Origin of the sequence: Hymenobacter sp. GOD-10R (assembly GCF_035609205.1) — a bacterium.
Classification (GTDB): Bacteria; Bacteroidota; Bacteroidia; order Cytophagales; family Hymenobacteraceae; genus Hymenobacter.
Window position 1 is genome coordinate 5,240,368 of sequence record NZ_CP141184.1, and the last position, 17,070, is coordinate 5,257,437.

Annotated in this window: 18 protein-coding genes; 8 read left to right on the forward strand and 10 right to left on the reverse strand. The window is 53.1% G+C overall.

Annotation, left to right across the window (positions count from 1 at the left end; all coding sequences use genetic code 11):
* Nucleotides 1-3: 3 nt before the first annotated feature.
* The 3 genes from SD425_RS20885 to msrB form a co-directional block, all read right to left on the reverse strand.
* Nucleotides 4-384, reverse strand: a complete 381-nt coding sequence (locus SD425_RS20885; RefSeq protein WP_324672000.1) for a hypothetical protein — start codon at nt 382-384, stop codon at nt 4-6.
* Between the two features lie 67 nt (nt 385-451).
* Nucleotides 452-1,249, reverse strand: coding sequence for a DUF3050 domain-containing protein (locus tag SD425_RS20890; RefSeq protein ID WP_324672001.1), 798 nt, complete (start codon nt 1,247-1,249; stop codon nt 452-454).
* Nucleotides 1,250-1,390: 141 nt separating this feature from the next.
* A complete protein-coding gene (gene msrB / locus SD425_RS20895; protein ID WP_416381011.1) occupies nt 1,391-1,957 on the reverse strand; it encodes a peptide-methionine (R)-S-oxide reductase MsrB in 567 nt (188 codons plus the stop codon).
* Between the two features lie 191 nt (nt 1,958-2,148).
* Between msrB and typA the strand changes: the two genes are divergently transcribed.
* A complete protein-coding gene (typA, locus tag SD425_RS20900) occupies nt 2,149-3,957 on the forward strand; it encodes a translational GTPase TypA (RefSeq protein ID WP_324672002.1) in 1,809 nt (602 codons plus the stop codon).
* 76 nt (nt 3,958-4,033) lie between these two features.
* Here typA and SD425_RS20905 read toward each other — a convergent pair whose 3' ends face one another.
* The 5 genes from SD425_RS20905 to SD425_RS20925 all read right to left on the reverse strand — a co-directional run bounded on the left by SD425_RS20905 (nt 4,034) and on the right by SD425_RS20925 (nt 9,025).
* Nucleotides 4,034-5,062, reverse strand: coding sequence for a cytochrome d ubiquinol oxidase subunit II (locus SD425_RS20905; protein WP_324672003.1), 1,029 nt, complete (start codon nt 5,060-5,062; stop codon nt 4,034-4,036).
* 9 nt (nt 5,063-5,071) lie between these two features.
* The gene (locus SD425_RS20910; protein ID WP_324672004.1) at nt 5,072-6,403 is read right to left on the reverse strand and encodes a cytochrome ubiquinol oxidase subunit I; all 1,332 of its coding nucleotides are present in this window, start codon (nt 6,401-6,403) and stop codon (nt 5,072-5,074) included.
* 178 nt (nt 6,404-6,581) lie between these two features.
* A complete protein-coding gene (locus SD425_RS20915) occupies nt 6,582-6,857 on the reverse strand; it encodes an acylphosphatase (protein WP_324672005.1) in 276 nt (91 codons plus the stop codon).
* A 156-nt stretch (nt 6,858-7,013) separates the two neighbouring features.
* Entirely contained in the window at nt 7,014-7,832 is an 819-nt protein-coding gene (locus tag SD425_RS20920) for a peptidoglycan-binding protein (RefSeq protein ID WP_324672006.1), read from the reverse strand.
* 365 nt (nt 7,833-8,197) lie between these two features.
* Nucleotides 8,198-9,025 carry an RNA methyltransferase gene (locus SD425_RS20925; RefSeq protein WP_324672008.1) on the reverse strand — a complete coding sequence of 276 codons (828 nt, stop codon included), beginning with the start codon at nt 9,023-9,025 and terminating at the stop codon, nt 8,198-8,200.
* Between the two features lie 159 nt (nt 9,026-9,184).
* Between SD425_RS20925 and SD425_RS20930 the strand changes: the two genes are divergently transcribed.
* The gene (locus SD425_RS20930) at nt 9,185-10,672 is read left to right on the forward strand and encodes a sensor histidine kinase (RefSeq protein ID WP_324672009.1); all 1,488 of its coding nucleotides are present in this window, start codon (nt 9,185-9,187) and stop codon (nt 10,670-10,672) included.
* Between the two features lie 66 nt (nt 10,673-10,738).
* Nucleotides 10,739-11,149 carry a response regulator gene (locus tag SD425_RS20935; protein WP_324672010.1) on the forward strand — a complete coding sequence of 137 codons (411 nt, stop codon included), beginning with the start codon at nt 10,739-10,741 and terminating at the stop codon, nt 11,147-11,149.
* A gap of 87 nt (nt 11,150-11,236) precedes the next feature.
* Here SD425_RS20935 and SD425_RS20940 read toward each other — a convergent pair whose 3' ends face one another.
* Nucleotides 11,237-12,484: a tol-pal system protein YbgF gene (locus SD425_RS20940; RefSeq protein WP_324672011.1), complete on the reverse strand. Its 1,248-nt coding sequence runs from the start codon at nt 12,482-12,484 to the stop codon at nt 11,237-11,239.
* 580 nt (nt 12,485-13,064) lie between these two features.
* On the opposite strand from SD425_RS20940, the gene SD425_RS20945 reads away from it, so the two are divergent.
* From SD425_RS20945 to SD425_RS20960, 4 genes are all read left to right on the forward strand, one after another.
* Nucleotides 13,065-13,964 carry a hypothetical protein gene (locus tag SD425_RS20945; protein WP_324672012.1) on the forward strand — a complete coding sequence of 300 codons (900 nt, stop codon included), beginning with the start codon at nt 13,065-13,067 and terminating at the stop codon, nt 13,962-13,964.
* Between the two features lie 35 nt (nt 13,965-13,999).
* Nucleotides 14,000-14,758: a Fe-S cluster assembly protein HesB gene (locus SD425_RS20950; protein WP_324672013.1), complete on the forward strand. Its 759-nt coding sequence runs from the start codon at nt 14,000-14,002 to the stop codon at nt 14,756-14,758.
* A 49-nt stretch (nt 14,759-14,807) separates the two neighbouring features.
* The gene (locus SD425_RS20955) at nt 14,808-15,017 is read left to right on the forward strand and encodes a hypothetical protein (protein ID WP_324672014.1); all 210 of its coding nucleotides are present in this window, start codon (nt 14,808-14,810) and stop codon (nt 15,015-15,017) included.
* A gap of 62 nt (nt 15,018-15,079) precedes the next feature.
* A complete protein-coding gene (locus SD425_RS20960; RefSeq protein WP_324672015.1) occupies nt 15,080-15,358 on the forward strand; it encodes a DUF167 domain-containing protein in 279 nt (92 codons plus the stop codon).
* A 10-nt stretch (nt 15,359-15,368) separates the two neighbouring features.
* Here SD425_RS20960 and SD425_RS20965 read toward each other — a convergent pair whose 3' ends face one another.
* The gene (locus SD425_RS20965) at nt 15,369-15,965 is read right to left on the reverse strand and encodes a glycoside hydrolase family 19 protein (protein ID WP_324672016.1); all 597 of its coding nucleotides are present in this window, start codon (nt 15,963-15,965) and stop codon (nt 15,369-15,371) included.
* Nucleotides 15,966-16,227: 262 nt separating this feature from the next.
* Between SD425_RS20965 and SD425_RS20970 the strand changes: the two genes are divergently transcribed.
* A complete protein-coding gene (locus SD425_RS20970) occupies nt 16,228-17,025 on the forward strand; it encodes a ZIP family zinc transporter (protein WP_324672017.1) in 798 nt (265 codons plus the stop codon).
* Nucleotides 17,026-17,070: the final 45 nt, after the last annotated feature.

The following is a 17,070-nucleotide window of genomic DNA, read 5'->3' on the forward strand; positions in this document are numbered from 1 at the left end:
TGTTTAGTACCCAGTCGCACGCCGCAAGGTGTCGATAGGAGCGTCGTTGAGCCGGCGCAAGCGAGTCTCGGGAGTCGTGTTGTTGGGGTCGTTGGTGTTCACGCTTTCAGGTCGTTTGCGGTTATTGATACCGCTAGCTTGTTCTCCTAGCCGAACACGGCCAGGAGTGGCATCCGGCACCGAGCCACCATAACCGGTACCACTATTATAGGCAGCCTGCCGGTCAGCATCGGAGCGGATAGCAGTCGGGACGCGCGGCTGTTCGTATTCAGTGCCTTCTTGGGCAGTGGTACAGGCACCTAGCAGCGCACTAGTCAGCACCACTATCAGTAAGCGTACGGCGGCAAAACAGGGAGTAGAATAATAAGTCATGCGAGAAGTCATTTGTAGTAAAGCAGATCCTAAGTAGATCCTGCTTGGTACAACGCACTTCCCAGCTTTGGGTTGACCTCTAACTCACTGCAACGCTCGAAGCTTGAATGCTTTGCTCGATTCCGTCCCAGAGCGCTACCCTAGCTTGCATACAACGCAAAGCTACTTCCTCGGCCTGTTGCCACCGCTCGGCTGCGTCACCGCACAGCTCACGCACCATCTGTTGGGCCAATGGCGTGTGTACTTCCTCGTCGAGCTCGATGTGGCGGTTGAGGTAATACGTGAACGTATCAAGCTGGCCGGGGAAGCGAGCATTTAAATCGCTCACCAAATGGCGGAACATATCGGGAATAACATCTTCGCGACCAAAGGTGAAAGCCGCAGCCGTAGCGTGCGGCTGACCTAGGTCAATAATTGCGAAAGTACTCAGCACGAATTCGCGTACGGATGCAGGCACATCGGCTTGCGCTAAGGAAGCTTCCACGGAATTACCGGCAGCTAAAGCAGCCAAAAAGCGGCGCATAGGCTGCGTGTCGGCGCCGCACTCTTCCATCGAACGTAGATAGAGTTCAAAATGGCTAGCCGGCTGGCCTTGCTGGTCAACATCGGTTTCTTCTTCCAGCACAATTTCGTTGATCAGGCGGCGCGTGGCGGGGTTGCCGCGTGGTACCCACGGCACTGCTACGCAGGTCAGGTCGCGCTGCAATGCCTTCAGCAGCGACATAAAATCCCACACGGCAAAGACGTGGTGCTGCATAAACTGGCGTAAGTCCGCCAATGAATGTATACTTTGATAGACGGTGTGCGCCATCAACTGTTCACGCGCTGGGGCAAGCTGCTGTTGAAGGTGTTCGATAGAGTTCGGGGTAGTCGACATAAACAGAGGCAAAAGGAAACTACAGACCTAGGTCGTCGCTATCAACAAGCTCGACGGCAAAAAGTCAAGAGCTCCTACAAACGAAAAGACCCGCTGGCTTGGATTGCCAACGGGTCCGCACAAAGCCAGGTTAGGCTTCGCTTATTTCGTTTTCTCAAACACCATTGCATCTGAGTCCATGCAGTAACGCTGGCCCGTGGGCTTGGGGCCGTCGTCGAACACGTGACCTAGGTGACCACCACACTTGGCGCACACAATCTCGTCGCGGCTCATGCCGAGCGTATTATCAGCCGTCACTTTTAGACTGGCGTTGGTGGCTGGGGCCCAGAAGCTAGGCCAACCGGTGCCTGACTCAAACTTGGTATCAGAAGAAAACAGCAAGTTGTGGTCGGCGGCACAATAGTAGTTGCCCTTCTGGTGGTTGTCGAAATACTTGTTCGAAAACGCACGCTCAGTGCCTTGCTCGCGCAAGATGTAATACTGCGCCGGGGTAAGCTGCTTGCGCCATTCAGCGTCCGTTTTGCGCACCGGAAACTCATCGGGCTTGTGCGTAACAACTTGTGGCTTGGGGTACGCACCTGCCGAGGCAGTAGGCTTAGTGGCGGCCTGCGGTTTGGCCACGGCTACTTCGGTCCGCTTCTGGGAGCAGGCTGAATTCAGCGTTAGCACTGAAAGCGCCAAAATCAGAAAAGAAGAATGCACAGACATGTATGTATAAAGAAATGAGGGAAAAAGCCGAACTAGCTAGCCTAGTTCTACTGTTTACTCAACATACGCAGTGCAGCTTCTGTTCGGTTGGCGCACCAATAGAGGATTTATGATTGCTTAATCTTTAACAATTGATTTACACGGGTTTTCCCGCCTTTATTGCGTACCTTTGCGCCCGCAAAACTCTTTGTATGCAGAACATTCGGAATATAGCCATCATTGCCCACGTTGACCACGGCAAGACCACGCTCGTGGACAAGATCATCCATGCCTCAAAGCTTTTCGACGAGCACCAGCATTTTGATGATCTTATCCTCGACAACAACGACCTGGAGCGTGAGCGTGGCATTACTATCGTCAGCAAAAACGTATCAGTCCGTTATAAGGACGTAAAAATCAACATCATCGACACCCCTGGTCACGCCGACTTTGGTGGTGAGGTGGAACGCGTACTGAAGATGGCCGACGGCGTGCTCCTGCTCGTCGATGCCTTCGAAGGCGCCATGCCCCAGACGCGTTTCGTGCTGGGCAAAGCCATTGACCTAGGTCTGAAGCCTATCGTGGTAGTGAACAAGGTGGACAAGGAAAACTGCCGTCCTGATGAGGTGCACGAGCAGGTATTTGACCTGATGTTCAATCTAGGTGCTTCGGAAGATCAGTTGGACTTCGTGACCCTATACGGTTCTTCGAAGCAAGGTTGGATGAGCACCGACTGGAAAGTAAAGACTGACAGTATCGTTCCGCTGTTGGATGCTGTTGTAGCTTCTATCCCACCAGCTCCTACCTTGGAAGGCACGCCACAAATGCAGGTGACGTCGCTCGACTACTCGTCGTTCGTTGGTCGTATTGCCATTGGTCGTGTGCACCGCGGTACACTGCGTGAAGGCGCTAATATGAGCCTAATGAAGGCTGATGGCAGCGTCAAGAAGGTAAAGATCAAAGACCTGCAAGTTTTTGAAGGTCTTGGCAAAGTGAAGGTAGCCGAAGTTAGCTCGGGCGAAATCTGCGCTGTAACGGGTATCGAAGGTTTCGACATTGGCGACACCATCGCCGACGCCGACAACCCAGAGGCACTGACGCGCATCAGCATCGACGAGCCGACGATGAACATGTTGTTCACCATCAACAACTCGCCGTTCTTTGGTAAAGAAGGTAAGTTCGTGACTTCGCGTCACTTGCGCGACCGTCTGTTCAAAGAAACCGAGAAGAACCTAGCTTTGCGCGTTAAGGAAACCGACAAAGAAGATACATTCTTGGTGTACGGCCGGGGTATTCTTCACTTGTCAGTTCTCATCGAGACAATGCGTCGCGAAGGCTTCGAATTGCAGGTAGGTCAGCCACAAGTTCTCTTCAAAGAAGATGATAACGGCAACCGCTTGGAGCCTGTTGAGCACTTGGTAGTTGACGTACCGGAGGAAACTGCTGGTAAGGTTATCGAACTGGTGACCATGCGCAAAGGTGAGTTGACCATCATGGAGCCGAAAGGCGACTTGCAGCACCTAGAGTTCAACATTCCTTCCCGTGGTCTGATCGGTCTGCGTAACAACGTGCTGACGGCTACAGCTGGCGAGGCCATCATGAACCACCGCTTCTCGGCTTACGAGCCGTACAAAGGTGTAATTCCTGGCCGTATCTCTGGTTCGCTGATTTCGATGGATACGGGCCCCGGCACCGCATACACCATCGACAAGATGCAGGACCGCGGCGAGTTCTTCGTTGATCCAGGCGAAGAAGTATACGCTGGCCAAGTTATCGGTGAGCACACTCGCCCCAACGACTTGACCATCAACATTCAGAAAGGCAAGAAGCTCACGAACATGCGTGCTTCGGGCTCGGATGAAAACGTGAAGATCGTGCCGAAGCGTCAGTTCTCACTGGAGGAAGCCATGGAATACATCCAGAAGGATGAGTACCTGGAAGTAACCCCGAAATCGGTGCGGATGCGTAAGATTCTGCTCGACGAAAACGAGCGTCTGCGCTCAGCGAAGAAAGTAGACTAGTCTTCGTAGCTAAGTCACAAACAAAAGAGGCGCAACCAGTGGTTGCGCCTCTTTTGTTTGTAGTGGTGCCGCACTGTTACGCACTGGCTGCTTCTGAATGTTCTTTTGCTTCGTGTTGGAAGCTGTAGTAGAGATAAAACAAAGCCGGCAGAATAAGTACACTGCCTAACAGGAGTGCCCAACCTAGCGCGTTCATTGTGGCAGCAGGCGCCTGGTCTTTTAGTAGAGAAAGATTAGGTGCATTCTTTAAAACAACGAAATCGGGGAAGTGCCGGTAGCCAATAGCTAGCAGAATCATCGTCACTTGAAAACCGGCCAAGATGCGTGGTAACACGGTTTTCTCCTTGCTCACCGCGTACGCCATGGCGCCCAGCGAAATAGTAGCTAGCACCACCGCTCCCGTTCCAACTACGTTCCCGAAAACCCACTGCCAGAGCGGAATGTCTTCTACTTTGGCCGCCAGAAATACGCAGCCGCCAGCAGCAAACGCAATAACCGTCATCAATTGAGTTTTGCGGATGAAGTACCGCTTATCCGTTTCATTCTCGGCCTCACCGATGCTGTAAACGCTAGCTAGGTAGCCACAGAGCGCCACTGTAAACACGCCCACACCGACAGCAAACCAGTGCAGCCAACTGAATACATAAGCACTTAAAAAATTGGGAGCCGCGGGGTCGACGTAGCCGGCCAATACGCTGGCGGCAATAACCCCCAGGAAAAACGGCGTGATGGCGCTGGAAAGCACGAAAATGCGGTTGTATACCATCTGCATTTGATCTTTCACCGCATCGTAGTGCCGGAACACGAAAGCGGTGCCGCGTGCAATGATGCCAAGCAACATAATCAGCAGCGGAATATGCAAGCTAACCGACATGACGCTATAGATGCGTGGAAAGCCCACGAACAGAATAACCACGGCAATAATGAGCCACATGTGATTAGCTTCCCAGATCGGCCCAATAGCGTGCGACATGGTCTGGCGGGCGGTACGACGGTTCTTGCCACTCGTGAACAGCTCCATGATACCTGCTCCAAAATCAGCGCCCCCAAGTAGAAGATACAGCCAAATGGCCGCGCACAGAAAAACGATAACAACGTAGGACATGGCTGAAAGCTAGGCAGCGGCTAAGTGTTGAGCAGGGCGGTCGTAGAGTTCAGGCACCATCTTAATTTGCCGGTATAGTAAGAAGACCACAATCAGGCTCAGGGATATATATACGGCCGTAAATAGGTAAAACGAGTACGCAATACCAGGCATGGGCGTCACAGCGTCGGCGGTGCGCATGACGCCGTACATGATCCAGGGTTGCCGACCTACTTCCGTCACCGTCCAGCCAGCTTCCACGGCAATAAAGCCAGCGGGAATAGCGGCTACAAAGAGCTTCAAAAACCAGTCTGTGCGTAGCCACTGCTTCTTGCGCCACGAAGCCCAGAAATAGAGTACCGACAGCGCCATCATGAACATACCTAGCCCCACCATCAGCTGAAAAGCTAGGTGCGGCACCATCACCGGCGGGCGGTTCTTGGCCGGAATTTGGTCGAGGCCAGTAACTTCTTGCTTGAAGTTACCGTGCGCCAAAAAGCTCAGCATGCCCGGAATCTTAATGGCATAATCGACGCGCTGCTTGTCTTCATTGGGCAACCCACCTAGCACAAGCGACGCCGCCTTTTCGGTGTGAAAGTGCGCCTCCATGGCAGCTAGCTTCGCGGGCTGGCGCTTGGCCACGTCTTTCGCCGAGAAGTCACCACTGAGCGGCTGGAGCACTGCCGCGATAGTAGCAAAGAATGCTGCAATACGAAAGGCGTGCATGTGAAAGCGCACATTCTTGCGCTTCAAAATCATGAGGGCGTGCACGCCGGCCACGGCAAAACCAGTGGCCGCAAATGCCGCCAGCGACATGTGAATGGCCTGAGACAGCCACGCATCGTTGAACATAGCCCGCATTGGGTCGATGTTCAAGTACTTGCCATCAACGAAGTCGAAGCCGGCGGGGCTGTTCATCCAAGCATTGGCGGCAACTACCAGAACGCCAGAAGCAAGACCGCTAATGCCCACGACAACTCCCGTAAACCAATGAAACCAAGGGTTAAACCGATTCCAGCCGTATAAGAAGAAACCTAGGGCAATAGCCTCAATAAAAAAGGCGGTGCCTTCCAGCGAAAACGGCATGCCGAAGATCGGACCGGCGTGTTCCATGAAACGTGGCCACAGCAGACCTAGCTCAAACGACAACACCGTCCCTGATACCGCACCAGTAGCAAAGAAAATCGCCACGCCTTTACTCCAGGCTTTTGTGAGGTTCTTGTAGGATTCGTCGCCGTGGCGTAGCCACTGAAAATGTGACACCGCCATGAAGAAAGGCATCACCATTCCGATACACGAGAAGATGATGTGGAAGCCCAGCGACAACGCCATTTGCGAGCGGGCAGCAAGAAAATCGTCCATAATATAAGGCACTTAGCACGTGAAGCCATCCAAGTGATGGCAAGCGGGCTGGCATTATCACGACGAGGCTAGCCCGCTTTAACTACACGACTAAGGTAGGTACCGTTCTCTACGGAGCCTAGCTTTTCTTGCTGTTTTACAGCAGCTTTTTGCGGGTGCCGTTCCCGGTTGCCTACCACTAGTCACCACGGCGCACCTCAAAATTCTGGTAGCCTTGCACCGCCTCTTCCTGCACTTCTACCCTATCGACGCGCGCATTAGCAGGCCCTTTCCGACACCAGCTTTCGAAGGCTGCCAATGCTTCGACGGAGCCTTCTGCTTCAATCAGGACGGAGCCATCGGGTTCGTTGTGCGCGTAGCCGACGAGCCCGAGCTTCTGCGCCTCCTTCTGACTTGATTGGCGAAAGAAGACGCCTTGTACGCGGCCGTAAATGTGGTAGGTGCAATGCTTCATTATGCGGGAAAATAGCTTAACTAATCAGCTAGCTAGACGCACAATCTTAGTCGCAGGTTTGTAAAAACGTGTCATTCCGAGCAGCGCGAGGAATTTGGCTGCCCTCTTTTGAATGGCTAACCCAGATTCCTCCCGCTGCTCAAAATGACAGAAAAGCTAGGCTAACGCCTGCACGGACACCACATCAATAATGCTCTTTTGGAAGTTGCGGGTGCGGGCAAAAACGCCCGTGCCGTTACTGGAGCCTTGTTGATCAGTATTTCCCTCGATGGTTTCGAAACAGTCGCCTATTACGCGGCTAATGATGCCGGTATGATGCCAATCCATCGAGTTTTGGGCACTACGTAGCAAGAACACGTCGCCTGGCTTCGCCAAGCTAGGGCTCTTCCGTACCTCGGTGCTGCGCACCAACGACTTGTTCTGCGCAGCCGACGTGCCCACGGTATCGCAGCTTAGGCTCATGGGCATCAGATCAGTAAAGCGGCGGTTGCAGGTGGCACTAGCCTGATCCAATACGGTTTGCACGAAGCCCATGCACCATTTATAAGGGGTACCATCGGCGCCGTTGCAGTAGCTACGCACCCACGAACCTAGGTTCTGTTGGGCGTCGTATTGCAGCTCGCGCGGATGATTCTGCAAGTGGTTATCGGCATATTTCACTACCAAACTGCGCAATCCACTGGCGGCTGGCAGCTGCGTCCCGAATGCTTTTTGCAGCGGCTGCGTCAAGCGGGCAAATAACGCGGCATCAACAACACCGGTTGCGGGCAAACCAATGACTTTCTGGAAATTTTTGACTGCCAAAGCCGTAGCATCGCCATATGATCCATCAACGGCAGTAGCAATAGCAGCCTGCGGGTATTGAAACGCGTTGATGCACAACCACTCTTGGATCTTTTTTACATCCTGACCTTTTGAGCCCACCTGACACGTCGCCGTGAGTACCAACTCTTTCTTGTATTGAGTCTTAAGCATAGCAAAAATCAGTTTACGTATTTGGTAACTCGTGATAACTCGTTCTCGCACCTTGCTAGGGTCACTCCAAGTGCAGGTCAGGGCTTGAACACGCAGATAGTAGCGGAGGCAAAAAGTAACCTTCCGCCTAGTGGAACTAACCTAGCGCAGATCATCGATAAAAAAGCGAAGACTACATGGGCTGGTGTACGCGCCCAGGTATGAACCGCCGAAGCAGTAACATTGACCGGTAAAGTACTCGGCCGACGAATCAGGTTGTAGAGGAGTAGCTAGCTTGCGTGAAGCAAAAATAGTAGATACAACGGTACAGCGCCATCACATGAGTATGTGGTAGCCAACCGTTTACAATACTTTCTACGCGCTACCTAGCCACGCTGCCGCACGGCCTCGAAGGTCATAATTGCAGTGCAGGTGCTCACGTTGAGCGAGTCGATGTACCCCGCCATCGGTATCTTGATCTGCTCGTCGGCGGCGGCCAGCCACTGGTCGCTCAAGCCGGTAGCCTCGGTGCCCATCACTATTGCCGACGGCCCCCGAAAGTCCATGTTGGTGTACAAAGCCGTGGCCGCTGGGGTAGTGGCGTAGCTGCGAATACCGTGTTGACGCAACCAAGCCAGTACTTCTTCGGTGGGCGCGGCAACTACCTGATTGGTAAACACGCACCCGATACTAGCCCGAATCACATTTGGGTTGTACAAGTCGGTGCGAGGGTCGCAGACGATAACAGCGTTGACGCGGGCAGCATCGGCGGTGCGCAGCACGGCACCTAGGTTGCCGGGCTTTTCCACGGCTTCCAAAATGAGCAGCAGCGGGTTGGTGGGCAGTTGTAAATCAGCCAAGCGGCGACGTGGTGGCTGCGCAAGCGCTAAGATGCCGTCAGATCCCTCCCGGTAAGCCACTTTCTCAAAGACGGGCCGCGACACCGAAAACCAGTCAAGCTTAGTGCCCAGCATGGTACCTAGCTCACGCTGCCGGGCATCGTCGGCTAGCTCGGGACAAACAAATAGCGCGGTAATTTGCACACCAGCTTGGTGCGCAATGGTCAGCTCACGGTAGCCTTCGATGATGGTAAGATCCTGCGCCCGCCGTTCAGCCGGCTTCTGCTGAAGCTTCAGCAGGTTCTTGATGCGCGGATTTTGTGGGCTGGTGATGGGGTCGGCGGCAGGCATGGGACTACTTGAGGAGACGGGCACCGTTCCGAACAAGCTAGCCCGGAACGCGCACCTTCGGCGCGAAGATACGCCTGCCAAGCGCAAGACTGCCCACCGCCAGCCGCATACTTTTTTCGATGCCCTTAGCCGTACCTTTATCCTGCTGCTTGCTGCGAATAGCTAGCTCCTGCCTACCCAACGATGTACTTAAAGCTTAATACCAAAATCATTCTGGGCTTCAGCATTGCGCTGAGCATGCTCCTGCTCACCTCGTTAGCCGCGTACTTCAGCATTCAGCAACTATCATCTTCCACGCGCTTGGTGGAGCACACCTACCGGGTACTCCAGCACACTTCCGATCTGCGGATGCAAATCCGGGACGCCCAAAGCGGGGTGCGGGGCTACTTGCTTACCAACGACTCCTCTTACCTGCGTCACTCTGAAGGCTATCTGCCTACTGCGTTAGCCGATTACGACTCCCTACGCCGCCTTACGGCTGACAACCCAGCCCAACTCCAGCGCTTAGATACCCTGCGCCAGATCATCGACTACGAAGCCAAGTTCTTGCAGCATTGGCGGCAGGTAACCCCTTCTGCTGAAGCGGCGAAAGGGCTCCTACTCAGCGACCGCAGCACCCTGGAGCGGCTACGGAAAATTGTTCTACACATAAGAGCCGACGAAGAATCACTACTGAGTCACCGCAGTGCGCGCCAAAGCTTTTTTGAAATTACAACGCCTATAACCCTCATCATATCAGCGGTATTAGCTATCATCATTGTGCTTTGGCTCTTTATCAAAATTTCCAGTGAGCTCAAAGCGAATGCGCGGCTGCAAGTGGAATTGGCCCAGGTAAACGAAGACACTAAGCGACGCATTCAAATCATTGAAAGCCTGGCGGATAAAGTAGTACAGGGAGACTATACCGTGCGCATCCGGGATAAAGAGCAAGACAGCCTAGGCAACCTAGCTACTTCCCTCAACCGCATGACGCAAACGCTCGACAGTGCCTTCGACGCACTCGAAAATCGGAACAAAGAGCTAGATCAATTTGCCTACGTAGCCTCCCACGACTTGAAAGCGCCCTTACGGGGGGTGATGACCGTGGTGAAATGGATTGAGGATGAACTCCCGCACGAGCTATCGGAGCAAATGCGCCAATATCTAGGTATGATGAAAGGCCGACTCGCACGCCTCGAAGATTTGATTAACGGCATTTTGGCATACGCCCGTATTGGCCGCACGCAGCATCAGCGAGAACAGGTCGACGTGAAGCAGTTGGTAGAAGATATAAGTGAGTTAATCGTGCCTACCGATTTCGTAGTTCACACGCCCACTAACCTTCCCACCTTCGTCACGGACCGACTCAGCTTAGAGCAGGTCTTCACCAACTTGATGAGCAACGCCGTGAAGTATCATGGCTCGGGGTCTGGCAAGATCACCATCAGCTGCACCGAACAGCCAACGCACTATGAGTTTACGGTAGCCGATGATGGACCCGGTATTGCGCCAGAGTACCACGAAAAGATTTTTCTGATCTTTCAGACGCTACGTGACCGCAACACGGCGGAGAGCACCGGCATCGGGCTGAGTATCGTAAAGAAGATTATTGACGAGCAACAAGGAAGTATTCGAGTTGAATCGGCGCCCGGTGAAGGCGCAGCCTTTATCTTTACGTGGCCGAAAGAGTAACTGGGAGCTAGGTAAGGTTGTTCAGGAAATCTTGGTTGCTCTGTTACCCCGTTAGCCCCACTCCTCATGCGTTCTGTTTTGCTCCTCGAAGATGATTTCTTCGATACGATGGTCGTACAGAAATCCTTTGCCAAGTTTAATGTGCAGCATAAGCTCTACACGGCTTTCAACGGCATCGAAGGGCTCGATCTGCTCCTAGGTCGCGGCGGTGTGCCCGCTATCGATCCGCTACCCGAAGTAATTCTGCTCGACTTGAACATGCCGAAAATGAATGGGCATGAGTTCTTGGCTGAATTGCGCAACTACCCGCAGCTGCGCGACATCCCCGTGTTTGTCACGACTACTTCCTCGATGGATGTAGACCGTCTTAACGCCCAAAACCTAGGAGTGAGTGGCTACATTCTGAAGCCTATCGATTTCGAAACCAACAACGATATGGTTGATAGCATGAGCTTGCTGGAAAAGCTGCTGAAGTAGGCGTACGTGCTTTTTACAAAAGCTAGCTTATGAAAAAGGCTGCATCTACTTGTGCAGCCTAAAAGCATCTACCAGAAAATAAGCGATTTAGCTACGCTTGTTGTTGCTAAGGTAGGCGCGGGCCTCCTGGTACATCTCCGATTTGCGTTCCGCTTTATCATTCACCACTCGGTAGTAGCGCATGGCACTTTTAACGTCCCCATTTTGCACCGCGAAGTTGGCTAGGTTCAGGTTCGCATCGAGGTAGTAAAAGCTGTTCGTTTCACCAGTGCTTTCGGCAAATACAATGCACCGCTGGTAGTACTCCGTTGCTTTTTCGAGGTCCTTGTAGCGGTTCTGCATCACCCAACCTAGGTAGTAGGTTGCGTAGCGCCCACTGATGGCTTCGTAGCCAGGCATCCCTCGATTCAGTTTATCTAAAATCTCGCGACTTACCCGCTCGCATTCCCGAAAGTTGCGGGTATTAAAGCAGCTCAGTGCGTAGAAGCGCTGGAAATAGGCATTATCTGGAAAGTTGGTAGCTAAGTAACGGGAGACGGGCAACGACTCGGCCGGCTTATTCTCCTCGTTCATCAAGATCTTCATGAGGAAGTAACGAGCTTCCAAGCCTGTGTAGAAGCCTGTTTCGGCAACGGTTTTGAGCTGCTGCACACCTAGCTCTCGATTACCTCGTGGAAAGAAAAATAGCACGGGCTTAAGCAGCGGATAATTATCGCCGATCCACACAGCGTAGTAGTTTACCAGTGCCTGCCCAAACAAGAACTCTGGACTCAAGCCGTTCGCCTCTTGGCTTTTGTTTAAGTATTCTAGGGCTCGTTTGCCACCAACTACTGCTTTGGCCATATCACGCCGCTCGCCGTGCAAATGAGCCGTAAACCCATACGCAGCTGCAAGGAAGAAGCACGCTTCGTAGTTCTTGTGGTCGGCTTCGTACAGCTTCTCGCCGTTGACCACGGCCGTGTCCATGTACGCATAGAAAATCTTGTCGTACTGCTTCGTTTGGAGGTTCGTCGGGATGATCTTCCACCAAGTGCTGAGGCCTAGCAGAAAATAAGGCATCGGATGGTGCGGGTAGCGCCGGCGCAGCGAGCGGAACTGCTTTTCTGCCTTGTCAAACTTGAAGTTGTAGAGGTTCTGTACCGCTCCTTCTAGCTCCGTTTGAATATCTGTATCCGTTAGCAGCCAACCCTTCGTGTCGATAGCACCGGGCAGCACGTCTACGTTCCCGACTTCAATGGTCCGAATAGACGTATGAGCCGTGTCAGCGACTTGCTGCGCCTGCACACGTAGCGTGAGTAGGGCTAACGATATAATAGAAAGTAGTCTTAGGATCATATAAAGGCAGCTTACAACCTCTTGCTACTGATAACCTTATGCCACTGACGGATAGCAAAAATACTGGTTTATAATTATTTTTAGCGGTAACCCAGGCGTTTCTTCTAGCTGCAAACCTTGTACCGAGTACCAAAACCTAGCTCTATTCTATCAAAAAACGTTTTTCAGTTACTGTTTGTCCGTCTAATGCTCTTGGCATTAGTATAATTTATCTGTATAAAAATATAACTTTTTAAATCCAAATAAACCAATAACTATTCCGTATTCTGCTCATACATCGACATTACGCTATTCTAAGACGAATATAACGATACAAGTACCATCACTGCACAGCTATAGCAAGACAATAACCAACTTGCTTACCTAGGCCTAGCTTGTGCAGAACCTCAAAAGCATTGGATGCTCATCCCAACTTCCTACTCAGCAGTTTTACGGCGCTGTACGCACGAAATCTGCCACATTTCCCGTTAATTCAAGCGTGTTTAGCGGTGAGTTGACGCGCAGTATTTGTGCACTCTTTCACGCGGTACACATCTAAAGGCTCCTATTGTCGGAACCGTACTTTTCCTTTTCACTAGTTATGCGTCTTCACCCGCTCCTTTTACTTTTTCCTCTTCTTGCTCTCTACCCTAGCTTAGTGGAAGCGCAGGAAACTCCGCGGGAATTAAATAGCCTGCCTACTGCGCCCCCACCTGCGCAAGCACCTGCCCCAACTGCTCCTCGTCAACTTGGTACGGCCCCGGTTGTGCCAGACTCCGTACGCCAGCAACAACGCCAGCGCCAGATGGCCCCGCTACCTGCTGAAACAACTCGCTTTGCCGTAGGATTGAAAAGCGGGCAGGTACTACGTGCCTATGATGTCGAGGTAAAGCAACCCGTTTTCGGCCGAAGCTTCTTGCTAGTAGACGGGCTGCAACGCTACGACATGAGTGACGTGCGCTACTACGATGACGAAACTGGCCACTACGTGCGTACAACGCTGCCCAAATCACGTCGGGAAACTACGTTACGGCGTGACCGAGCGGGCCGCATTAGCTTGTACTCCATCACCAGCACGCAATACGCAGGCAATGGTTTCGGCTATCCGTATGGCGGTTACGGCGGGTTTGGCCGTTATGGTTACGGCGGATTTGGTCCGTCGTACCGCACGGTGAAAACTGAGTACTTCAGCAAGGACAACGGTCCGGTAGAAAACCTCACAATTCGGAACCTAGCCATTGCCACAGCGGACAATGCTGGTAGCAGCGCATTACTGGCAAAGGCTCGCAACTTTCAGCGCATTTCTACCTTGAGCTACGTAGCGGCGGGTGGTGTTATACTGGCCGGCTTGTTTACGACGCTTAATCCCAACAGCGCTGGCCCCTCCGTATCGCCCTTGGTTTATGCAGGGCTACCCTTGCTAATCGTACCTTTGATTGTGCAAGGCAAACAGCAAACTAGTATCCGGCAGGCTATTGCGCTGTATAACCGCGGATTATAGTCAACTGGAGCTAGGCAGGTTGCGTAAGCAATTACGTGACTCGCCCAGCTACTCCCCTCGCCGACACCGATTTAGAAGCACGCCGCACGAAGGCGCTGCTCGTGCACGAACGATTATGCACCGAATATGGTGCGCCTTTTCCGTTCTTCAGCACTAAAGACCCGCTGAGCGAACTGATCAGCGCCTTGTTGTCGCACCGCACGCGCAACCAGGATTCGCACCGCGCCTACCAGCAGCTCGTGGCCCGCTTCCCGACGTGGGAGCAAGTGCGCGACGCTCCTACGGATGAGGTACAAGCGGCCATCAACTCTTGCACGTGGCCCGAGCAAAAAGCCCCGCGCATCCAAGCCGTACTGCGCGAGGTAAGCGCACGTTGCGGCGGCCCCTGCGACCTAGCTTTTTTGGCCGAAAAGACGGTACCGGAGGCACGTGCCTGGCTTGAAACTATTCCGGGTGTGGGGCCCAAGACCAGCGCAGCTACGCTGCTTTTTAGCTCGCTGCGCTTACCTGCCATGCCCGTCGATAGCCACCACCACCGGGTAGCACAGCGCTTGAACTTGATTGGGCCGAAGGTGGGCACCGAAGCAGCACACGCCTTACTGGAAGCCCTACTGCCGCCTGGCTGGAGCGCGCAGCAGGTGTATGACCACCACGAAGCCTTGATGTTTCATGGGCAGAAATGCTGTTACTTCCATTCGCCGGCCTGTGGACGCTGTGTAGTGCTGGATCAATGCCCGTACGGTCAGGCCCGACTAAACGGTACACCGTTGCCGGTATTAGCTTACAGCAAATAAGCGTTTACCTGATTACTTACCTCAACCTAGCTACCTAGCTTTTCGCCTCATGAATACGATCAAAACAACCCACGGCGTACCCGCTCTGATTTCGTTTTTCATTCCGGGTTTAGGACAGCTCATCAAGGGTCAATTTCTGAAAGCCTTCATTATCTGGGCTGTCGGCGGCACGTTGAGCTTTTTGCTGGGCTGGACGATTGTCGTACCGTTTCTTATTTGGGCTTGGAACGTGTACGACGCCTACAACTCACCGGCCTAGCCTCCAAGAGCGAACAAGATAGGTTTAGGCTACTTTTGTACTCGTCCCTACTGTCCACTGCTATGCCCGCCACGTTGCACCTGAAAGCCAAGCCCAACAGCAAAGCCAACCAGCTAGTAGTGGCCGCCGATGGCAGCCTGACCGTGCGTTTGAAGGCGCCCGCGCAAGACGGCAAAGCGAATGCTTGCTTACTCGCCTACCTAGCTGAGTTGTTCGGGGTAAGCAAATCGAGCGTTACGCTAGTTACCGGCCACACGGCTCCGTTCAAGAAAGTAGTGCTTGAAACCGTCGATGCGATAAGGCTACAGCAAGTACTCGCGCAGCACCAGCAACAAAGCTAGCTAGGTACGTTCAACTAACTTGAGCCCGGCGTAAACCCTCCTCCATTTTGGCAGCGTAGCGCGCAATCGTGTCTGCTCGATCCACGCCGTTGATGATGCGGCGCGCATTGCGGTAATCGGTTACGGGGCCATGCAAGTAGTGCTCCAACGCTTTGCCCGTAAACAATCCCTGGCGCATCCCTAACGAGGCAATGCGGTAGCTTACCACGGGATCGAGGGCTAGCTCTGGATCTTGCTCCAAGCCGAGACTTAGGCGACGGCCGAACTGGCGGTAATTTGCCCGGCCAGTCAACTGCACGTAGCCGCGGCCTTTGTAGCGGGCACCATCTCCTTTCTCCACGTTGCCTAGCACTCGGCCCGTGTTGGTGGCCGGCTCGTACCGTTGAAAATACGTTTCGGAGCCTCTTTCTTCGATGGGCTGCCACGTATCGGCACATTCGTGCTTCACGGTAGCCAGCATATAAGCCACCCAGCGCAGGTCGGTCAGACCGGGGTCTTGTTCAACAAAATTGAGCAGCTTTTCAATGCCCGACACCTGGCTTGGGGTGAAGCGTAGGTTTGTTTCCTCGCGGTAGAGGTCGAATAAGTTTTTGTGGTCGAATTTCATGGCTTACTGAGCGTAATGTTCTCCTTACTCTAGGGCAATAGCGAGTCGATTGACCTAGGTAAATAAGCAATATCAACCTTGTGCGTCAATCACATAACCATGTGATAAACAAACAGAAGAGCCTTTATTAAGAAGCTAACGTCGAGCAAGTCAAGCCATGCAGCGAGGTCATCCGACTATTCACGACATACCTACAGCAACCTCGACCCGTGTAATCCGGTAAGGATTATCCTATTCCTCTCATCCCTTTCTATTTCCCCTCATGACATTTCCTACCTGGGCCCTCGCTGGTTTTTGGGGCCTTGTATCGGGCTCCGCTTTATTGTTAGGCGCCGGAGTCGGCTTCTTTTTGCGCGTGCCGCAGCGCCTCGTAGCCGCCGTTATGGCATTCGGTAGCGGGGTGCTCATCTCCACTTTGTCGCTGGAACTTATGGAAGATGCCTACCAAAAAGGCGGCTTCGATGCTACCGCTATCGGCTTTGTTGGGGGCGCAACCACTTACACGGTCGCCAACTGGTTATTAGCACGTCGGGGCGCAAAACACCGCAAACGCTCCGGCAGCCAGCAACATGAGGAAAGACAAAAAGTAAAATCCGGCGAAAAACCCAGCACCGACGCTGGCGACGATAATGGAATGGCCATTGCCCTAGGCGCCCTGCTCGACGGTATACCCGAAAGTATTGTTATCGGCCTAAGCATGTTGGCAGGTGGCGCTGTGAGTACCGTAGCTGTGGTGGCTATCTTCCTCTCCAACCTACCGGAAGGCTTATCAAGTGCCGCGGGCATGAAAAAGGCCGGACGCTCGGCAAGCTACGTCTTTTGGCTGTGGGCAGGTATTGCCATTATCTCGGGGCTAGCTTCGCTGGTAGGCTACGCCGTGTTCAGCCATTTTTCCGCTGATGTAGTGGCTGCAACAACGGCCGTTGCGGCCGGAGCCATTCTGGCCATGCTGGCCGACACCATGATGCCGGAGGCGTTTGAAGAGGCACATAATTTCACAGGTCTAATCACAGTGCTAGGCTTTTTAGCTTCGCTTTTCTTGAGTAAAATTGGTGATTAAGCGACTTATTATACCTAGGGGTCTAGGCTTGAGAGCCTTGGCATG

Excerpts from the sequence above, each read along its gene's own strand:
- SD425_RS20885 (WP_324672000.1), bottom strand. The coding sequence starts at position 384 with ATGACTTCTCGCATGACTTATTATTCTACTCCCTGTTTTGCCGCCGTA.
- SD425_RS20890 (WP_324672001.1), bottom strand. The coding sequence starts at position 1,249 with ATGTCGACTACCCCGAACTCTATCGAACACCTTCAACAGCAGCTTGCC.
- msrB (WP_416381011.1), bottom strand. The coding sequence starts at position 1,957 with ATGTCTGTGCATTCTTCTTTTCTGATTTTGGCGCTTTCAGTGCTAACG.
- typA (WP_324672002.1), top strand. The coding sequence starts at position 2,149 with ATGCAGAACATTCGGAATATAGCCATCATTGCCCACGTTGACCACGGC.
- SD425_RS20905 (WP_324672003.1), bottom strand. The coding sequence starts at position 5,062 with ATGTCCTACGTTGTTATCGTTTTTCTGTGCGCGGCCATTTGGCTGTAT.
- SD425_RS20910 (WP_324672004.1), bottom strand. The coding sequence starts at position 6,403 with ATGGACGATTTTCTTGCTGCCCGCTCGCAAATGGCGTTGTCGCTGGGC.
- SD425_RS20915 (WP_324672005.1), bottom strand. The coding sequence starts at position 6,857 with ATGAAGCATTGCACCTACCACATTTACGGCCGCGTACAAGGCGTCTTC.
- SD425_RS20920 (WP_324672006.1), bottom strand. The coding sequence starts at position 7,832 with ATGCTTAAGACTCAATACAAGAAAGAGTTGGTACTCACGGCGACGTGT.
- SD425_RS20930 (WP_324672009.1), top strand. The coding sequence starts at position 9,185 with ATGTACTTAAAGCTTAATACCAAAATCATTCTGGGCTTCAGCATTGCG.
- SD425_RS20935 (WP_324672010.1), top strand. The coding sequence starts at position 10,739 with ATGCGTTCTGTTTTGCTCCTCGAAGATGATTTCTTCGATACGATGGTC.
- SD425_RS20940 (WP_324672011.1), bottom strand. The coding sequence starts at position 12,484 with ATGATCCTAAGACTACTTTCTATTATATCGTTAGCCCTACTCACGCTA.
- SD425_RS20945 (WP_324672012.1), top strand. The coding sequence starts at position 13,065 with ATGCGTCTTCACCCGCTCCTTTTACTTTTTCCTCTTCTTGCTCTCTAC.
- SD425_RS20955 (WP_324672014.1), top strand. The coding sequence starts at position 14,808 with ATGAATACGATCAAAACAACCCACGGCGTACCCGCTCTGATTTCGTTT.
- SD425_RS20960 (WP_324672015.1), top strand. The coding sequence starts at position 15,080 with ATGCCCGCCACGTTGCACCTGAAAGCCAAGCCCAACAGCAAAGCCAAC.
- SD425_RS20965 (WP_324672016.1), bottom strand. The coding sequence starts at position 15,965 with ATGAAATTCGACCACAAAAACTTATTCGACCTCTACCGCGAGGAAACA.
- SD425_RS20970 (WP_324672017.1), top strand. The coding sequence starts at position 16,228 with ATGACATTTCCTACCTGGGCCCTCGCTGGTTTTTGGGGCCTTGTATCG.